At 51.7% G+C, this 19,252-nt stretch carries 17 protein-coding genes; all 17 read left to right on the top strand.

What is annotated here, in order from left to right; genetic code table 11:
* The first annotated feature begins 8 nt into the window (after positions 1 to 8).
* The 17 genes from WC891_01275 (at position 9) to WC891_01195 (ending at position 19,248) form a co-directional block, all read left to right on the top strand.
* Positions 9 to 938: an NAD-dependent epimerase/dehydratase family protein gene (locus tag WC891_01275; GenBank protein ID MFA5866586.1), complete on the top strand. Its 930-nt coding sequence runs from the start codon at positions 9 to 11 to the stop codon at positions 936 to 938.
* Entirely contained in the window at positions 935 to 2,041 is a 1,107-nt protein-coding gene (locus WC891_01270) for a DegT/DnrJ/EryC1/StrS family aminotransferase (protein MFA5866585.1), read from the top strand. Before WC891_01275 ends, WC891_01270 begins: the two co-directional genes overlap by 4 nt.
* Positions 2,034 to 2,984 (top strand): Gfo/Idh/MocA family oxidoreductase, encoded by a 951-nt coding sequence (locus WC891_01265; GenBank protein MFA5866584.1) that lies wholly within the window; start codon positions 2,034 to 2,036, stop codon positions 2,982 to 2,984. The genes WC891_01270 and WC891_01265 overlap by 8 nt, the downstream gene beginning before the upstream one ends.
* Positions 2,981 to 3,466: a DapH/DapD/GlmU-related protein gene (locus WC891_01260; protein ID MFA5866583.1), complete on the top strand. Its 486-nt coding sequence runs from the start codon at positions 2,981 to 2,983 to the stop codon at positions 3,464 to 3,466. Before WC891_01265 ends, WC891_01260 begins: the two co-directional genes overlap by 4 nt.
* Positions 3,463 to 4,575: an NDP-sugar synthase gene (locus WC891_01255; GenBank protein ID MFA5866582.1), complete on the top strand. Its 1,113-nt coding sequence runs from the start codon at positions 3,463 to 3,465 to the stop codon at positions 4,573 to 4,575. Before WC891_01260 ends, WC891_01255 begins: the two co-directional genes overlap by 4 nt.
* A gap of 21 nt (positions 4,576 to 4,596) precedes the next feature.
* A complete protein-coding gene (locus tag WC891_01250) occupies positions 4,597 to 5,550 on the top strand; it encodes a GDP-mannose 4,6-dehydratase (protein MFA5866581.1) in 954 nt (317 codons plus the stop codon).
* 23 nt (positions 5,551 to 5,573) lie between these two features.
* Entirely contained in the window at positions 5,574 to 6,542 is a 969-nt protein-coding gene (locus WC891_01245) for a DUF362 domain-containing protein (protein ID MFA5866580.1), read from the top strand.
* Between the two features lie 3 nt (positions 6,543 to 6,545).
* Positions 6,546 to 8,291 (top strand): hypothetical protein, encoded by a 1,746-nt coding sequence (locus WC891_01240; GenBank protein ID MFA5866579.1) that lies wholly within the window; start codon positions 6,546 to 6,548, stop codon positions 8,289 to 8,291.
* A 20-nt stretch (positions 8,292 to 8,311) separates the two neighbouring features.
* The gene (locus tag WC891_01235; protein ID MFA5866578.1) at positions 8,312 to 9,886 is read left to right on the top strand and encodes a phosphoglucomutase/phosphomannomutase family protein; all 1,575 of its coding nucleotides are present in this window, start codon (positions 8,312 to 8,314) and stop codon (positions 9,884 to 9,886) included.
* Positions 9,883 to 10,743, top strand: a complete 861-nt coding sequence (gene galU, locus WC891_01230) for a UTP--glucose-1-phosphate uridylyltransferase GalU (protein ID MFA5866577.1) — start codon at positions 9,883 to 9,885, stop codon at positions 10,741 to 10,743. Before WC891_01235 ends, galU begins: the two co-directional genes overlap by 4 nt.
* Before the next feature lie 98 nt (positions 10,744 to 10,841).
* Complete coding sequence (locus tag WC891_01225; GenBank protein MFA5866576.1) at positions 10,842 to 11,768, top strand: UDP-glucuronic acid decarboxylase family protein; 927 nt, start codon at positions 10,842 to 10,844, stop codon at positions 11,766 to 11,768.
* Positions 11,769 to 11,940: 172 nt separating this feature from the next.
* A complete protein-coding gene (locus WC891_01220) occupies positions 11,941 to 13,227 on the top strand; it encodes a UDP-glucose/GDP-mannose dehydrogenase family protein (protein MFA5866575.1) in 1,287 nt (428 codons plus the stop codon).
* A 19-nt stretch (positions 13,228 to 13,246) separates the two neighbouring features.
* Entirely contained in the window at positions 13,247 to 14,962 is a 1,716-nt protein-coding gene (locus tag WC891_01215) for a glycosyltransferase (GenBank protein ID MFA5866574.1), read from the top strand.
* Positions 14,959 to 16,422, top strand: coding sequence for a radical SAM protein (locus WC891_01210; protein ID MFA5866573.1), 1,464 nt, complete (start codon positions 14,959 to 14,961; stop codon positions 16,420 to 16,422). The genes WC891_01215 and WC891_01210 overlap by 4 nt, the downstream gene beginning before the upstream one ends.
* Before the next feature lie 23 nt (positions 16,423 to 16,445).
* On the top strand, positions 16,446 to 17,318 hold the full coding sequence (locus WC891_01205; GenBank protein ID MFA5866572.1) for an FkbM family methyltransferase: 873 nt from the start codon (positions 16,446 to 16,448) through the stop codon (positions 17,316 to 17,318).
* A gap of 201 nt (positions 17,319 to 17,519) precedes the next feature.
* Positions 17,520 to 18,191 carry a class I SAM-dependent methyltransferase gene (locus WC891_01200; protein MFA5866571.1) on the top strand — a complete coding sequence of 224 codons (672 nt, stop codon included), beginning with the start codon at positions 17,520 to 17,522 and terminating at the stop codon, positions 18,189 to 18,191.
* A gap of 43 nt (positions 18,192 to 18,234) precedes the next feature.
* Positions 18,235 to 19,248 (top strand): glycosyltransferase family 2 protein, encoded by a 1,014-nt coding sequence (locus WC891_01195; GenBank protein MFA5866570.1) that lies wholly within the window; start codon positions 18,235 to 18,237, stop codon positions 19,246 to 19,248.
* Positions 19,249 to 19,252: the final 4 nt, after the last annotated feature.

The following is a 19,252-nucleotide window of genomic DNA, read 5'->3' as shown; positions in this document are numbered from 1 at the left end:
GACAACAGTTGAAAGTCCTTGTTACCGGCGGCGCCGGTTTCATCGGTTCCAACATCGTCGACGCTTTGCTGAACGCGGGTCACGCCGTAGCCATTGTCGACGATCTGTCGACGGGTTTGTTGGACAACATTAACCCGTCCGCGGAATTCTTCCAGCTTGATATCCGCGATAAAGGTGTAGGCAAAGTGCTAACCGACTGGCGGCCGGACGCTGTGTGCCATCACGCGGCCCAGATCGACGTCAGGGTATCGACAGAGGACCCGGTCTTCGACGCCGACGTGAACATTCTGGGTTTCCTCAACCTTTTGGAGAGTTCCAAGAGTCTCGGCGCGCGCTTTGTCCTGGCGTCGACTAGCGCGGTCTACGGGGAAACGGAACGTCTGCCGGTCGACGAAACCGCGGTCGTCAGTCCCATCTCGCCGTACGGCATCACAAAATCGGTATCGGAACAATACCTGCGGTTTTACCACGAAACTTACGGTCTGTCATATACTATTCTTCGGTACGGTAATGTTTACGGTCCCCGGCAGAATCCGTACGGAGACGCTGGCGTCATCGCCATCTTTTCGGAGACGATGCTGGACGGACGGACGCCGAACATTTACGGCGATGGGAAGCAGTTGCGGGATTACGTTTATGTAAGTGACGTCGTAGCCGCCAACTTATTGGCGCTTAATCATGGCTACAACGGCGCGTTCAACATCGCGACCGGCCGCGGGACATCGGTCCTGGAGCTGTTCGAGGCCGTCAAGAAACTGGCCGGTTTTACCGGCCAAGCCGTGTTCAAGGACAAGCGAGCCGGCGAGCTGGAAAAAAGTTATTTGGATGTTTCTCGCGCGCGGGACATACTAGGTTGGTCGCCCATGAATGAACTAAAGACCGGCTTGTCATTAACCGTTGAGTATTTTAAAAGCAAGCATAAAGGAGAGGATTCTTGAGCGGCAGGCATATCCCGATAGCTGAACCGGATATCGGTCCGGACGAAATCGCGGCCGTCACCGCGGCCATGGAGGCGAAATCACTTGCCCAAGGGTCGCGCGTCGCGGAGTTTGAAGAGCGGTTCGCCGAATTCATGAGCGTCAAGCACGCCGTCGCCGTCAATTCGGGCACAGCCGCGCTGCACACCGCGCTGCTCGCGCTGGGCGTCGGACCGGGCGACGAGGTTATCACCTCGTCATTCTCCTTTATCGCCTCGGGGAATTCGATTTTGTACACCGGCGCCAAACCTGTCTTCGCCGATATCCGGGAAGAGGATTTTAATATTGACCCGGCCGCCGTCGAAGCCGCCATTACCCCGAAAACCAAAGCCGTCATGCCCGTCCACCTCTTCGGGCAGCCTTGCGACATGGAGATTATTAACGACATCTGTCTGGACCGCGGACTCGCGCTGGTTGAGGACACCTGCCAGTCGCACGGCGCCACTTATCGCGGGCTGTGCGCCGGCACGTTCGGGACCGGCTGTTTTTCCTTCTACCCGACCAAGAACATGACTACGGGCGAGGGCGGCATGCTGACAACCGACGACGCGGTTGTCGCCGATAAAGCCAGGTTGGTCAGGGCGCACGGCATGAAAGTCCGTTATCATCACGAAACACTGGGTTATAATTACAGGATGACGGACATGGGTGCCGCCATCGGGCTTGTTCAACTGGAGAAACTGGTCGGGTATAACGATCGTCGGTTCCAAAACGCGATGTTCCTGAACGAACAACTGGCGGATGTAAAAGGCCTGGTGACGCCTAGCATATTGCCTGATAGGACGCATGTGTTCCATCAGTACACCGTCAGAATCACGCCTGAGTTTGCCTTAAAGCGCGATGATTTCGTCAAAGCGTTAGGGGATAGAGGAATCGGCAACGGCATCTACTACCCGATACCGATACACCGGCAACAGGTCTATCTGGACCTGGGATATAAGGTCAACCTGCCGGTAACCGATATGATGGCGGAAGAGGTCGTTAGCCTGCCCGTCCATCCAAACGTCGGCCCGGCCGACCTGGAGCGCATAGCGGCCGCTGTTAAGGAGATTGCGAATGGTTAGAGTCGGAGTAATCGGTTGCGGCGCGATGGGCGCCAACCACGCCCGGATCTATTCAATGATGAAAGGGACGGAGTTCGTCGGTGTTTTTGACGTCGACTCGAAGAAGGCGCGGGCTGTGGCGGCCAAGTATAACACCAAGGCGTATGCCGATTACCGTGAACTTATGGACAAGGTTGACGCGGTCAGCATTGTCGTCCCGACCGCCCACCACTATGAACTTGCCAAGGAGTGCCTGGAGGCGGGCTTGGACGTCCTTCTGGAAAAACCAATCACGGAGACGGTCGCCCAAGCCGACGAACTGATCGCCATCGCCGGGACCGGCGGACGGATCTTGCAGATAGGACACGTGGAGAGGTTTAATCCGGCGATACTTGAGTTGGCCAATATCGTGACTAAACCGGTCCACATCGAAGCCAGGCGTTTCAGTCCCTACGACGCGCGCATATCAAGCGGCATCGTCCTTGATCTTATGGTGCACGACCTGGATATCGTCATGAACCTGGCCGGTTCGCCGATCAAAAGCGTTAAAAGCATGTGCGCGAACGTGAAGGACGATTCCCCGACGGAGGACCTGGCCCAAGTTTCCATCATGTTCGAGAACGGCGTGACAGCCAGCCTGATTGCCAGCCGGGTTCACCAGAACAAAGTCAGACAGCTGAACATTGCCGAGGCGGACGCCTATATAACCGTGGACTACATGAAGCAAGAACTGGTCATCTACCGCTACGTTTCGGCGGACATGATACAAGAAGGCGAGGTCAAGTACCGCCAGGAGGTAATTACGGAGATTCCGTTCCTGCAACGCCGCGGCGAACCGTTGTGGATCGAGCTTGACCATTTCGTCAACGCGGTCGAGGAACGCTCGGAACCGTTGGTTACCGGGACGCAAGGGCGCGACGTGTTAAAAGCCGCGCTGGACATAGTTGTGGCGGGCGCCTCATGACCGCCTTCATCCATCCCACGGCCGAGGTGTCCGACCGCGCCGTCGTCGGCGACGGCGCCAAGGTCTGGCACTACGTCCAGATTCGCGAAGGGGCCAAGGTCGGCGCGGGCTGCGTATTGTCAAAAAGCGTTTATATCGACCAAAATGTGACCGTTGGAGATCGCGTAAAAATCCAGAACGGTGTGTCCGTCTATCAGGGCGTTACAATTGAAGACGATGTTCTGATCGCGGCCAACGTGGCTTTTACCAACGATAAACATCCACGGGCGTTCTTGGAGGATTGGACGATTACCCCGACTTTGATTAAGAAGGGGGCGTCCGTCGGCGCTAACGCGACGATTGTCTGTGGCGTCGTCATCGGCGAATACGCGATGGTGGGGGCGGGCAGCGTCGTGACCAAAGATGTACCGCCTTACGGTTTGGTAGTCGGGAATCCGGCCGCCTTAAAGGGTTATGTGGACGAGCGGGGAAGGCCGCGGTGAAAGCTGTTATCCTGGTCGGCGGGGAAGGAACGCGTCTTCGCCCCCTTACCTGTAATATCCCCAAACCGATGCTGCCGATGATGAACCGACCTTTCATCGAGCACGTTATCAAGCACCTGGCCAAGCATGGCGTTGACGAGGTTATTCTGAGCGCCGGCTACAAACCGCAGGCATTTGACTCGCACCTCGGCGACGGCCACGAATTCGGCGTCAAGATCACCTACGTCGTCGAGAAGCGTCCCCTGGGGACTTGTGGCGCGGTCAAGAACGTAGCCGAACTGCTGAACGATTCATTCGTTGTCTGCAACGGCGACATCCTGACCGACCTCAATATCTCGCATATGCTGGAGTTCCACAGGAAGAAACAATCGTCCGTGACCATCGCGCTGACAAGCGTCGAGGATCCGACTCAATACGGGCTTGTGCCCATAGACGACAAGGGACGTGTTACCGAATTCCTGGAAAAACCGAGTTGGGACGAGGTCACGACCGATCTCATCAACGCGGGCACCTATATCCTCGAGCCGGAGGTGTTGAACGGCGTCAGCCAGGGTGTTCATTGTTCTTTTGAGCGGGACCTGTTTCCTGAGCTGCTGGGGGCCGAGAAGCCGGTCTTCGGGATGCCGACCGGCGCGTACTGGATCGATATCGGTTCGCCTTCAAAGTATTTGAGAGCCCATAAAGATATTCTGAATGGCAAGGTCGGTATCGATGTTGCCGGCGACGAAATCAAGAAGGGCGTCTGGGCGTGCGACGGAGCGGACATATCCGACAAAGCGATGGTTTTTGGACCGACGCTGATCGGCGCTGGAGTATCGGTCGCCGCCGACGCTGACATTTTCGGCCAAACGGTTATCGGCGACAACTGCGTTATTGCCGGAGGAGCTCGTCTGGAAGGTTGCGTCCTCTATGAAGGCGTGTCCGTCGGCGAGGGAGCAGTCGTCAAAGACAGTATCCTGGGCAAGGGCGTCACGGTCGGCGCGAAAGTTCGAGTAGAGGAAGAAGCGATTCTAGGGGACAATACCGTTGTCGACGAGGAAAACGTTCTGAAGAAAGGCGTCAAGATCTGGCCGGACACGAAGGTCGGCCGCGGCATGATCCGTTTCTGATACCCGCGAAAAGGAGCGAACATGAAGGCACTGATTACCGGAATAACCGGCTTCGCCGGCAGCCATCTAGCCGAATTCTGTCTGAAGCGCGGGGACGTCGAGGTATTCGGCACGGTCCGACCCCGCAGCCGGATGGACAACATCACGCATCTGGTCGGGCAAGTCAAGCTGCTTGACTGCGACATCAGGGACGCGGCCTCCGTCCGGGACGTCATAGAAAAGACGCGGCCGGACTATATCTTCCATCTGGCCGCGCAGAGTTTCGTGCCGACGTCGTGGCGCGCCCCGGCCGAGACGCTGACAACCAACATCGTAGGCGAGGTCAATATCTTCGAGGCCTGCCGCGAACTGGGAATCAACCCGCGCATCCAACTCGCCTGCAGCAGTGAAGAATACGGGATGGTGTACGAGAACGAAACGCCGATCAAGGAGACCAATCAGCTTCGGCCCTTGAGCCCCTACGGGGTGAGCAAGGTGACGCAGGACCTGCTGGGTTACCAATATCATGCCAGCTACGGCATCCTGGCCGTCCGGACCCGCGCTTTCAATCACACCGGTCCGCGGCGCGGCGACGTCTTTGTCACCTCCAACTTCGCCAAGCAGATCGCCGAGATTGAAAAGGGCAAAACGGAACCTGTTCTCCACGTCGGCAACCTGGAGGCTATTCGTGATTTTACTGATGTTAGGGATATGGTATACGCCTACTGGTTGTCACTGGAGAAATGTCAGCCAGGCGAGGTTTACAATATCTGCTCCGACACCGGGGTCAGGATCGGGGACATGCTGAATACTCTGCTGACAATGTCGACGGCCAAGATCGAGACGAGGCAGGATCCCGCTCGGATGCGGCCATCCGACGTCGAGGTGCTTATTGGAGATTCCAGCAAGTTCAGGCAGGCGACCGGCTGGAAACCGGAGATCGAGTTCGCCGCCACGCTGACGGATCTGCTTGATTTCTGGAGAGAACGCGTTTGATTTCTTCAATCCGATTCTAAACGATGACCAATGACAGGGCTTACTTAGCAAGGTCGGATGTCGATCTGATCGAAACCATTCAGACCGCGTTGGACGGGATTGATTGGCATTCAATTATTCCGCAAAACTCCAAAGTCTTTATAAAAACCAATCTAACCTGGCCTTCCTATAAACCCGGCGTGACCACGTCACCGCTTGTGATAGACGCTTTCCTATCTGTCCTCAAACGCCGCACCGACGCCATTTACCTTTGTGAATCCGACAAAGGCTATCTCAACCAATCATGTATTGAATCGCTTCGCGGGAACGGTCTTGACGAGATTCTGCAGCGTCATGGCGTGTCCTTCGTTAATCTTTCTGAAATGCCGGTAAGGGAAGTAACGGATACGGTGCGAGGGAAGGAAATCAAGATTCCGCTACCCGAACCGCTGCTCGGGGATGATGTCATATTCATATCGATGCCCGTTCTTAAGACGCACTCTCTGACCGGCATTTCCGCGGGGATGAAGAACCAATATGGCTGTGTCCAACATGCTGTTCTGCCTTTATATCACCATATGATCAACGAGGTTCTTGCAGTTGCTAATAGGCACTTGAACCCTCGGTTAGTCGTCGTCGACGCGACCTATGCTCAAGACGGAAACGGCCCGTTCTTCGGCCAGCCCGTGTTGATGGACACGCTCATCGTGACTAACGGCATCAGAGCCTCTGAGCCGGTCGCTTGCGCCTTAATGGGAATTGATATGGATCAAGTGCCGCACTTGAAGTTCGCGCGAGAGGAAGGTCTGGTAGCCGGAATCGAAGATGTGGAATTGAATGCGGACATTAAAGACTTTGCAGCCTGGAGTTTTAAAGATACCAGGACCTGGCTGAACCAGTTCTCGTACCTGGTATTTCGACGCTATTGGTTGTCTAAATTAGTTTACGACTCGCCGCTGACCGGGTTGGCCTATGCCGCCGCTAATATCTTGAGACGAAAAAAGATCGGTTAGGACATGACGGAAACAGACCGTAAGAAACCGCTAGCCGGTATAATGGCGCTTTTCATCGGCTTTACTGTTGTCGCAGTAGTTTGGACCTATCCTCTTGTCGCCCATTTTGATAAGGGAATTCCCGTAGGTTATCAGCAGTCGGGTCAATATAAGAGCGAAGGGTTAGTGGCGAGCGACAGCCTTGAACAGTATTACTATTTTTGGAACTTTCAGCAGTCTCACGGAAACCCCAAATATCTTTTTGCAGACAATTACCAGTACAGTATATCTGACGCAAAACCGTTGATACATTTTTGGGGACTTCCCACAAATGTATTGTTTGCGTTTTTATCGATTCTTGGAGCCATAGCGGCATACAATCTGATTTTTTTGCTCTCGATCCCGGCGGCCGGGGTTTCGATGTATGCATTGGTTCGTTATTACACGAAGAGTGTTCAAGCCGGGATAGCTGCCGGTCTGGCCTTCTCTCTGGCGCCTTATTTCCTATCGAAATTATATGTCGGCCACCTTTATAGTTTGGCGATTTTCCTGGTCCCATTAGCGATATTTTGGTTGGAGAAAGCATTCGATTCCAAACGTCTTCTGTTCGGCCTGCTGTCCGGTGTCTCGGCTTTATTGATTGCGCTAACCGACCCGAGCTTATCTTTCTATTTCTTCATTTTTATAATGCTGTACGTTGTTTTCAGGTTGTCGAAGCAATATCGTGACGGAGAAAGCCTGATGGCAGGCATAAAGAGTCTGTCCATATTTTTTGGCCTGGCGGCGCTCGGTGCCGTCTTCCTGCTTATAACGAAGTTTATCGCCATCGATAAGTCTTTTATATCTGGCGGCAGACCATGGGCGTCGGTTGCGGAGTTCTCTCCACGGTTGGCGAATCTCTTTATAAAGCAGTGGTATGGAAATGTTTCGTGGGAAAAGAACATCTATATGAGCGTCGGAGCCCTAAGCTTTACCGCCGGCATATACTTGTTCGATCGCCTTCGAGCCGCGGTTAGCCGTGCCAAGGAAAGACGTGTTACGGGCGTGGAATACTTCTATATATTCGTTCTGATTATTAGCGCGACCTTAGCGCTAGGCGCGTCGCTTGATAGTTATTTCCCAGTGTACAGGTTCTTGTTCGATCGCGTTCCTTTGTTGAATTACTCAAGGACGCCTGCTCGCATCATGGTTCTCGGGCATCTGTCGCTGGCCGTGCTTCTCGGGTTTGCGGTTATGAGATTCAGGGATCTAACGGCACAGTATTTCTCGGGAAAAGAAGCGCGAACCGGAAGCATTCTCTTTAACGTTGTTATGCTCACGGTCGTCGCCTTGCTGCTGTTCGATTATTTTCCCCCGCCCGCCAGGATCAGTGTTCTACCGGCACGGAGCCCGGTATATGAGTTCGTAAAGAAAAACGCGAAATCCGGAAAAGTGCTGAATATCCCGATTGCTTGGCATTACGCGAGCACGTACTATGAATACTACTTGACGATATCTCAGACGCGAATGGTTAACGGAAGAGGTTCGCTGGTACCGGAGACTTGGCTTCAGGCTTTAAAGAAGATAGGACCGGCGGGGCAGGGACTGCTGGACGATAAGGTTTACGGGGAATTAAAGAAGCTGAGAGTTAAGTATATTGTCGTTTATCCCAAAGAGTTTAACGCAGAGATGGATCCGCCATTTGCGGAATTCAGACGAAACCTGGAATTCTCTGGAAAAGTCAAATACATAACCAGAGAATCAGATATGATTCTATATGAGTTAAATTAGACGTTGATCAAAGGAAACCATTGGCAGATAACGGAATAAAACAAATAACTTTCGGCACCGACGGGTGGCGCGGCGTTATCGCCGCGGACTTCACGTTCGATAACGTCCGCCTGGTGACGCAGGCAGTCTGCGATTATGTAATATCTGAATCACGGAAGCGCGTAACCGTTACCTCTCCCCCGCGGGGAGAGGATAAAGGTGAGGGGGCCGCAGCGCAGATGACAAAAAACGGGAGCTCCTCCCCAGATCCCTCTCCCCCGCGGGGAGAGGATAAAGGTGAGGGGGCCGCACCGACACTCGTAATTGGTTACGACACCCGTTTTCTCTCCGACAAGTTTGCCCGAGAGGCTGCTTGCGTGGCCGCCGCTAACGGCATAAAAGTTCTCCTGACTGAGGAATTCGCACCGACGCCGGCCATTTCCCAGGCCGTGGTCGATAGTGAAGCCGACGGGGCCGTTGTTTTTACCGCCAGCCATAACCCTTATAAGTACAACGGACTCAAGTTCAAGGCGTCCTATGGCGGTTCCGCCTCGCCCGTGGCCACGGGCGCGATAGAAAAATGTTTAAGGAAAAACATCGCCGCCGGCCGGCAGCCGTTGCTTGTTGATTTCGATGAAGCCATCCGCGGCGGCTCGATTGAGCTGTTCGATCCGAAAACCCCGTATCTAGTCCGTCTCGCCGAACTGGTGGATATGGAGATCGTCAAGAACGGGGGCATGGGCGTAGTCGTCGACCCCATGTATGGCGCCGGCCAGGGATATCTGCGGGAGTTCTTCCAGGCAGCCGGCTGTCCGGTCAGTGAGATACACGACTGGCGGGATCCTTATTTCGGGGGAGTGGCGCCTGAACCGCTGGATGCCAACCTGGAAGATTTGGGCCGGGCGGTCTCGGCCGAATATCCGCTGGGAGTCGCCTTGGACGGGGACGCCGACCGGGTCAGCGCCGTCGACGTAACCGGCGACTTCATAAACCCGCACCGGATTTTCGCTCTCATCCTGCAATATCTCCACAAGGTTAAAGGCCTGTCCGGAGACGTCGTCAAGACGGTGTCGACGACGGGCTTGATCGACCTCATGGCCGCGGCTTACGGCCTGCACCTCCACGAGACGCCGATCGGTTTCAAATATGTCTGCGACCTTATGATCAGCGGGGACGTTCTGATCGGCGGCGAAGAAAGCGGCGGGATCGGCGTCAAGGGACACCTGCCGGAACGGGATGGCATGCTCATCGGGGCGCTCTTGACGGAGATGATGAACTACTACGGAAAACCCTTGGGCCAAATTTACGCCGACCTGGAGACAAAGCACGGCGTCTTTCTCTACGACCGGACGGATGTGGAGATAGACGAGGATCACCGTGATGCTATACTGGGGTATCTTGAACGATTCAACCCGACCGAGCTCGACGGAGTTGTTGTGGACGCTACAAATACGACGGACGGTTTCAAATTCTGCTTGGCGGACGCCAGTTGGTTGATGATCAGGCCGTCCGGAACCGAAGCCGTGGTCAGAATCTACGCCGAAGCGGGCAGCCGGACGCGCGTCGAGCAGCTCCTGGCCAGGGGCGGAACCATCATCAAGGAGGCCTTGGCATGAAAGCCGTTATTCCGGCAGCGGGACTTGGAACCCGTTTTCTACCTGCTACCAAAGCGCAACCGAAAGAAATGTTGCCCGTCGTTGACAAACCGACAATTCAATATGTGGTTGAAGAAGCCGTCGCCTCCGGTATCGACGATATCTTGATTGTGACCGGCCGCGGTAAGCGAGCAATCGAAGATCATTTTGATAAATCGTTTGAACTAGAGGAGACACTGAAGCGCGACCAAAAAACGGAAGCGCTTGATCAAGTCAAAAGTTTGGCCGATATGGCGGATATCCACTTCATTCGCCAAAAGCGACAGTTGGGTTTGGGTCACGCGATTCTCTGCGCGCAGAAATACGTAGGAAACCAGCCGTTCGCGGTTCTTCTCGGAGACACCATTACGATGTGCGAAACGCCCTGTACAAAAGAGCTGGTTGCCAACTATAAGAAATACAACGCCTCGATAATCGCCGTAGAACGGGTGCCGGATGATAAGGTATCAAATTATGGCATTGTAGACGTAGAAGAGACCGACGGCGACGGCATCTTTAAGGTAAAATCACTGGTCGAGAAGCCGGCTAAAGACGAGGCCCCGTCAAACCTGGCGATCTTCGGACGGTATGTATTGACGCCGGAGATTTTTACGGCTCTCGAACAAACAGAGCCGGGTAAGAACGGCGAGATTCAGCTAACGGACGCCCTATCGCTATTACTTGAGAAACAGGATATCTACGCTTATGAAGTCACTGGTCGCCGCTACGATATAGGGAATAAGCTCGACTGGTTGAAAGCGACCATCGAACTCGCCCTGGAACGCCAGGACTTAAGTAAACCTCTTAAAGAGTACTTAAAAAGTATATGTAACGACTAAGGCGACGTCCGTCCTAAACCCTCTCTGCTTCGATAGTCCTGCTTGAAGTGGTATAATACTGCTGTCTTTCTGCTTGATTATGATGTTGCGGAGGTCTTTTGGGTACGGTTTTAGTCACCGGCGGGGCCGGTTTTATCGGTTCGCATCTGTGTCTCAAGTTGCTTCAACAGAACGATGTCATATGTGTGGACAGTCTAATCTCCGGCAATAAGCAAAACCTTTCGGCCGTCTTTGACGAGCCCGGTTTTACTTATATCGAACACGATATCACCATACCCTTTGATGTCGGACAAAATCTCGATGAGGTCTACAATCTGGCTTGCCCGGCCTCACCGCCTGACTATCAAGCCCATCCGGTAGAGACCTTAATGGTTTGCGCCGCAGGGGTTAAAAATGTTCTCGATTTGGCCGTGAAACATAAGGCCAGGTTCTTACACACGTCAACTTCGGAAGTCTACGGGGACCCGTTGGAACATCCTCAGAAAGAAACATATTGGGGACACGTAAATCCCATCGGCACTCGCAGCTGCTATGACGAGGGCAAACGGTTCGCGGAAAGTCTTATCGTCAACTATCGACAGAAGTATGATCTGGACGCGAAGATCGTCCGCATCTTCAATACGTACGGGCCGATGATGAGGGCAAATGACGGCCGGGTTGTCTCTAACTTCATCAACCAAGCCTTGCAGGGTGAAGACCTGACGATTTACGGAGACGGCACGCAGACCAGGTCATTTTGTTACGTTGCGGATATGATCAACGGAATTTTAGCGATAACAGCCTCGGGTGAGACGGGTCCGGTTAACCTGGGCAACCCGGTTGAAATGACAGTAGGCGAGCTGGCAGACAAGATTCTTGACCTGACCGGTTCGTCATCGCGGACTGTCAATAAACCGTTGCCGGCAGATGATCCGACTCAGCGCCGTCCCGACATAACGTTGGCTCAAGAAAGACTTGCCTGGAATCCAAGCGTCAGCTTAGATGACGGGCTTAAAGAAACAATCAAATGGTTCAGGAAGCAGTAGGATAGGAGCACAAAGAAACATCTCCCTCTCCCCTACGGGGAGAGGATTGAGGTGAGGGGGACAAGACCCATCTAGGGGTCAGGACTCTTGCGTAAGAAGAAAGTCCTGACCCCAAAGTCTGCCCCTAAATCATCCCCGAGCGAAGTCGAGGGGTCGAGAAGCAGGAGACAGAATGAACATCGCGATGTTCGGAACGGGTTATGTCGGCCTGACGACCGGCGCGTGTCTTGCCGAACTTGGGCATAATGTGACCTGCGTCGACATAGACGATGCGCGGATTGAAGGACTCAACCAGGGTCAGATTCCGTTCTACGAACCGAGCTTGGAGGAGCTAGTTATTCGCCACCGCGAGAGTGGCAGGATCAGCTTCATTCTTGACGGAGCGTCGGCGGTCGATAAGAACGATGTGATTTTTGTTGCCGTCGGCACACCGACGGCGCCTGACGGCACGGTTGATTTGAGTCAGGTCATGACGGTGGCGGAAACAATCGGCGGCAACATGAAAGGATACAAGCTGGTCGTGGACAAGAGCACGGTTCCTCCCGGAACGGGAGCGCGAGTCAGGGAAATAATTGCACAGCTTTATCAAGGTGACTTCGACGTGGTATCAAATCCGGAATTTCTGAAGGAGGGTTCGGCCGTCGAGGACTTTGTCAAATCAGATCGTGTCATCATCGGCGCTGAATCTGAACGCGCGACGGAGACAATGCGCTCCATTTACGAGAAACTCGATTGCCCAATTCTAGTAACGGATATGGTCACCGCCGAGATAATCAAGTATGCGAGCAACTCGTTCTTGGCGATGTCGATTTCGTTTATCAATATGGTTGCGGAGGTATGTGAGAAGATAGGAGCCGATGTCGAGTTAGTCGCCGAGGGCATGCGTCTTGATAAGAGAATCGGCCGGCACGCCTTTCTCAATGCGGGATTAGGCTACGGCGGCAGCTGTTTTCCAAAAGACGTAAAAGGATTGATACAGATATCGGAAGAAAACAGCGCGGACGCCTGCTTGCTTAAAGCTGTTGATGATATCAACAAACGTCAGCGCGAGAGATTTATGGACAAGATCCGGACGGTCATGCCCGAACTAAAAGGTGCTGTTATCGGCATCTGGGGACTGTCTTTCAAGCCGGGGACAGATGACATCCGCGAAGCGCCCGCTTTCGACATTGCCGAGTGGTTGCTTGCGGCAGGAGCCAACGTTAAAGGTTATGACCCGGTTGCCGCCGCGAACATGGCAAAAGCGCTGCCGGATATTGATTATTGCCGAACAGCCATGGATGCGGCCGATGGAAGTGATTGTCTACTGATCGTGACGGAATGGTCCGAGTTCAAACAAGCTGATCTACTCGAACTTAAACAGCGATTGGCAAGGCCGTTGATTATTGACGGACGCAATATTTTTGACCCACGAGAGATGGCAAATCTTGGTTTCTGCTACCTAAGCGTAGGTAGATAATGACGAACGCGAAACTGTCATGAGTCGAAAACTTTCGGTCATCGTACCCGCGTACAAGGCAAGCGAGCACATAAGTGAGAACCTTGTCCGGCTTGAGGAAGAATTAAAAACACTTAACCGACCTTACGAGGTCATCGTCGTCTGTGACGGCTGCCAGGATACTTTTCGCGAGGCCGTTAAGAACAGTTCTGAAAACCTGAAAGTTTTTTCCTACGAGCACAACATGGGCAAAGGATATGCCTTGAAATACGGCGCCGTCCGCACGACAGGCGAACTCGTTACGTTCATCGACGCCGACATGAGCATCGATCCTCACGAAATAGACACATTCATCAAACTTATGGACATATACGCGTCCGATATTGTCATCGGGTCAAAGAGACACCCTCAATCGAACGTTCACTATCCTTTGTTTCGCCGGATGCAGAGCGTTGCTTATCAGATGCTGATCACGATGCTATTCCAAATCAACGTAAAGGACACGCAGGCGGGTTTAAAGCTCTTCAGGCGGGACGTGCTTTTGAAAGTGTTACCTCGAGTGCTGGTCAAGGCATATGCGTTTGACCTCGAGATTCTTGTTGTCGCTCACCGTCTGGGATACAAGAAGGTGTTGGAGGCTCCGATCGAGATCAAGCAACAATTCTCGACAACGACCAACTTGCGCGCAGCTTGGAGAGTTTTGTTGGACACGGCCGCTATTTTCTACCGTTCGCGGATCCTGAAATACTATGATAGAGACCATATTTTCATTGAGGTAGCCGAGTCCGAGCCGTCGGTCTCGATAATCATTCCCGTTAAAGAGATCAACGATTATGTCGGAACGTCGGTACGTCACCTTCATGACCTGGGGTATCGGAATTATGAGGTAATCATATTTCCCGACGAAGGACAAAAACCCGCGGATTTTCCCGAGGAAATCAGGGTCATTCCCTCGGGGCCGATCGGACCGGCTGAAAAGAGAGACCTAAGCCTTAAATACGCCGACGGTTCGATTCTGGCGTTTCTTGACGACGACGCATATCCTAGAGCCGACTGGTTAATCAACGCGGCCAGGCATTTCCACAATAATGACGTGGCCGCAGTGGTTGGGCCTGCCGTTACGCCCGACGACGACGATGTCCGTCAGCAAGCCTCCGGGGCCGTGTTGGAAAGCAGATTGGGAGCCGGCACTTTGACGTATCGCTATGTACCGAAAGGCCCGCGCGAAGTCTACGATTTTCCTTCCGTCAACCTGCTCATTAGAAAGAACGTGTTTTCCGAGGTTGGAGGGTTTGACACTCACTACTGGCCCGGCGAGGATACGAAACTTTGCCTGGACGTCGTCAATTTAGGCAAAAAAATAATATACGATCCGGACGTATTGGTCTGGCACCACAGAAGGCGTCTGTTCGGTCCGCATCTCAAACAGATTGCCGGATACGCTGAACATCGCGGATATTTTGCCAAGACATATCCGCGCACATCTCTTAAGCTGGCTTACTTTGTCCCGTCACTGTTTGTCGTCGGCTTGGCCGGCGGTATTCCTTTGGCTATTGCCAGTAAGTGGCTGGCGATTGTCTATCTGTTATGTCTGACTGTTTATGCTACGGCCGTCGTGTTTTCAGCGGCCTGGGTTGCGTTTATGAAGAACAATCTGAAGGTGGGTCTGTTGTTCATACCCGGGATCGTCTCAACACATATCACCTATGGCGTCTATTTCATGAAAGGCCTATTCATGAGGGAACTTAAACAATGAAAGTAATGATCGCATATCCGCCGATTGAGGATGGGAAAGGTATTCCGCTTCTCACCCAGAACCGGCAGTTCCAGTGGTTCAACAAACCGACCTATATTTATCCGGTGGTGCCCGCCACGGCGGCGACCTTGCTGAAGTCAAAAGGGTACGACGTGGTTTGGGCAGACGGTATCGCGGAGGGTTTGACCTACTCGCGCTTTGTCGATATGGTCCGGCAAGAGAACCCGGACATAATAGCAATCGAGACCAAGACGCCGGTTGTTAAAAAACACTGGCGGATTGTTGACGAGTTCAAGGCCTTGGCGACCGATGACTGGAAACCCAATGTTGTTCTGTTGGGCGACCATGTAACCGCGCTGCCACGTGAAAGCATGGAGAACTGCCGGGTCGATTTTGTTCTGACCGGCGGCGATTATGATTTCTCCCTGTTAAACTTGGCCGACCACTTGTCACGCGGGTCCGCGCTGGAACCCGGGGTTTGGTACAGGCGGAACAGTGACATAGATAATACGGGCAAGTTCGAGCTCAAACATGACTTGAATGACGAGCCGACAATCGACCGGGACCTGACAAAATGGCGCCTCTACGCCTACAAGAACGGGAATTTCAGGAAACGACCGGGCGCTTATGTCATGGCAGGCCGCGATTGCTGGTGGGGCAAGTGTACATTCTGTTCCTGGACGACGATATTTCCCAAATACCGGGTGAGGAAACCGGAAAACGTCCTTGATGAAATCGGCGAGTTGATAGGGAAATATGGGGTACGCGAAATCATGGACGATACCGGGACGTTTCCCGCTGGTCAATGGCTGGAGACGTTCTGTCAAGGGATGATCGACCGGGGCTACAACAAGAAAGTCACGATGAACTGCAATATGAGAGCCGGCGCTCTCAAGAAGAAACATTACGATATGATGGCTAAAGCCGGTTTCCGGATGCTCCTTTATGGATTAGAGGCGGCAGATCAAACAGTGCTGAATCGTGTTAATAAAGGTACGACCACGGAAGAAATAGCCGAAGCATGTCGGATGGCCAAGCAAGCCGGTTTACAGCCGCATATAACCACGATGGTCGGCTATCCCTGGGAGACTAAGGAAAGCGCCACGAAGACAATCGATTTTGCCCGCGATTTGTTTGCCAAAGGGTGGGTAGACAGCTTGCAGTCATCGATAATCATCCCGTATCCCGGGACGCCCTTATTTGACGAATGCAAAAAGAACGGGTGGTTGGTAACGGAAGACTGGGATCGCTATGACATGACCGAGTCTGTGATAAAGAGCGCCTTGAGCAATGAAGATATCAAGGATTTGACTAAAGGACTCTACAAATCATTTCTGACGCCGAGATTTATCATTAAAAAACTCTTAGCTATTAGGTCTTTTCAAGACATCAAATTCTTAGGGAGGGCCGGACTTTCGGTTATCAGCCGGCTCCGGGAATTTTCCAGAGGTACATCGTGAGCATTGATGATGAAGGATGAATCGTGCGTAAGATCTTAAGATACTTTTACATGAAAGCGTATAGTTATTTGCATAGGACCCCTTTAGGAGTGTTTCTTTCCACACTCTCCTTTAGCAGCTTTCTTAAACGATGGTTAAAAGCGGATAAAGTAGTTTTAGACGGACATACGATATACGTTGATGAGCTTGATAGTCTTCGCTTGACGTTCGAAGGCAAATATGAGCCATTTGAATCAGAAATTGTAGAAAAAACGCTTAGAGAAGGTGATGTTGTTTTAGATGTTGGAGCAAACATAGGCTGCTATACACTGATTGCAGCTAAAGCAGTTGGTTCAAAGGGTAGAGTTTATGCCTTTGAGCCGGATCCTAATAACTTTGCGTTATTGAAACGTAATATTGAGGTGAACAATTATCATAACGTAACGCCGATTCAGAAAGCGGTAACCGATAAGACAGGTACACTGAAGTTATACGTCTCAGATCGGAGCAAGGGCGATCATCGGATTTTTAACTCTTATGATGGGCGCGAGTCGATTGAAATAGAAGCCATCAAGCTGGATGACTATTTTATTAATAAGGAGAAACGAATTGATTTCATAAAAATGGACATACAAGGTGCAGAGGCTAACGCTTTAAAGGGCATGACTGGTCTCATACAGCATAACGATAGTCTGACATTGACAACCGAGTTTGCACCTGCACTGCTGGAACTTATGGGAACACAGCCGCGAGATTATCTTGAACTCCTTGTTAGTTTAGGTTTCCAGCTGAAGGATATTGATGAAACAAGAAGACAGGTTAATGTAGTAAGTGTTTCCGAGGTACTGGCGATTTTTGATTCTGCGAAAAAGAATGATACAAACCTGTTGTGTGTAAAAAGTAACAAGAGCGGTTAATGAGACTAAGGGCTTTTATTGAGCACAACATGGTATTTACGTTTCTTGGCGCGCCGGCTTGAAAGTGGCCGGACATCTAATGGATTTCCGCGGAGATTGATTTTAGGATGCCTGCGGGAGGGCAGAGACTTGGGGCGGTTCTTAAGGTTTATTGCGCAGAAGTCTTTTAACGATGGCCTAGCCAGGTGTAACCAACTAGGCATGAGACTCATTGTAAAAGAGAAAGTTGACAGATTCTTAGATGTCGGCTGCGGAAATGGTGAGTTGACGATGGAATTTGCCAGCGTCATAAACCCTAGGGAAATATACGGCATAGAATTTGTCGACGAGGTTCGACCAGAAGCCGAAAGAAAGGGAATAAAGTGTTTTAAATATGACCTAAACGGGAGATGGGGTTTCGATGACAACTACTTTGACGTTATTCTATCCAGCCAAAGTATTGAGCATATGCACAATACAAGACTTTATCTTGAGGAATGCCATAGGTGTTTAAAGCCAGGAGGACAAGTAATAATACTCACAGAGAATCTTGCCTCTTGGGATAATATCATATCTTTGGTCTTTGGCTGGCAACCCTTTTCGACAACAAACATAAATGGTTGGCATTTAGGTAATCCCTATATTTGGCATAAACATGAATCTAAAGATGAAGACTTCTTGACCAGGTGGCAAGATACTGGAGTGAGCGGCATCACAGGTCATGTGAGAGTTCTAACTTTTATTGGGCTGAGAGAGTTGTTGCGAAAAACCGGATTCACTAAAGTAGATGTTTATTCCAAAGGTTATCTTCCCCTTTGGGGGAGGCTCTCAGATTCCTTTTGCTGGATTGACAAAAGACATGGGCGTTTCTTAGTTGCCCAAGGTTTTAAGTAGGACTGATTGTCTATATGAGACGATACATAAAAGACTGGCAATAGTGCGAGATAAGCCCCCGTCCATATCAATTATTATTCCAACCCTGAACTCTGATCGGACACTTGACGCGTGTCTGGATTCAATTAAAGACCAGGACTACCCAAAAGATTTGGTTGAAATACTTGTTGCCGATGCTGGGTCGTCAGATAAGACTTTGGAGATTTTGAAGAAACACGGGGTCGACAAGATTTTACCCAACCTCTTGATAACCGGAGAAGCGGGTAAGGCGGTCGGGGTTGAGGCGGCGTCAAATGAGGTTATCGCGCTATTAGACAGTGATAATATTCTTGATGGGCGGGACTGGCTGACGCGGATGGTCGCCCCTTTCAACGACTCAGTCATCGTCGGCAGTGAACCCTTGTATTATTCATACAGAAAAGAAGATACGCTTATTAACAGGTATTGCGCGCTGCTCGGCATGAACGATCCCTTATGTTTATATTTGGGAAATTACGATAGATTCAGCCAGTTAACAGGAAAATGGACGGGGATGAAGATAGACGTTATTCAAAAAGACAGCTACCTGCAAGTTGAACTTAACAGTCGGAACATACCCACCATTGGCGCGAATGGTTTTCTAGTCAGAAGAGATCTTCTGGTTGAGACCGCTTACCGGCCATATCTTTTTGATATAGATGTTGTCCATCAACTGGTGGAAAGCGGCAAAACGAGATTCGCCAAGGTTGACATCGGGATCATCCACGTTTTTGCCGACAGAACAAGGGATTTTGTCGGGAAACAACGCCGAAGGATAAATGACTATCTCTACTTCAAGAAGCAGGATATGCGGAGTTACCCCTGGCAGAAGACAAATAAAAAGGGCCTGGTAAAGTTTATCCTAGCAACGGTTCTCACGTTCCCGCTGATATTTAGCGCACTGCGCGGCTATATGAGAATCCGAGACCGCGCCTGGTTTTTTCACATTGTTGCCTGCTGGTTGACACTGTTGATATATGCTTGGGGAACGATGCGGGGGTTTTTAGGGATTGTCAGTTCGCATCGCAGACCTGTCTAACAAG

This window comes from Actinomycetota bacterium (assembly GCA_041658625.1).
Taxonomy (GTDB): domain Bacteria; phylum Actinomycetota; class JAHEXW01; order JAHEXW01; family JAHEXW01; genus JBAZZW01.
The sequence above is the reverse complement of the archived record's forward strand: the minus strand, read 5'-3'. Positions and strand labels throughout refer to the sequence as shown.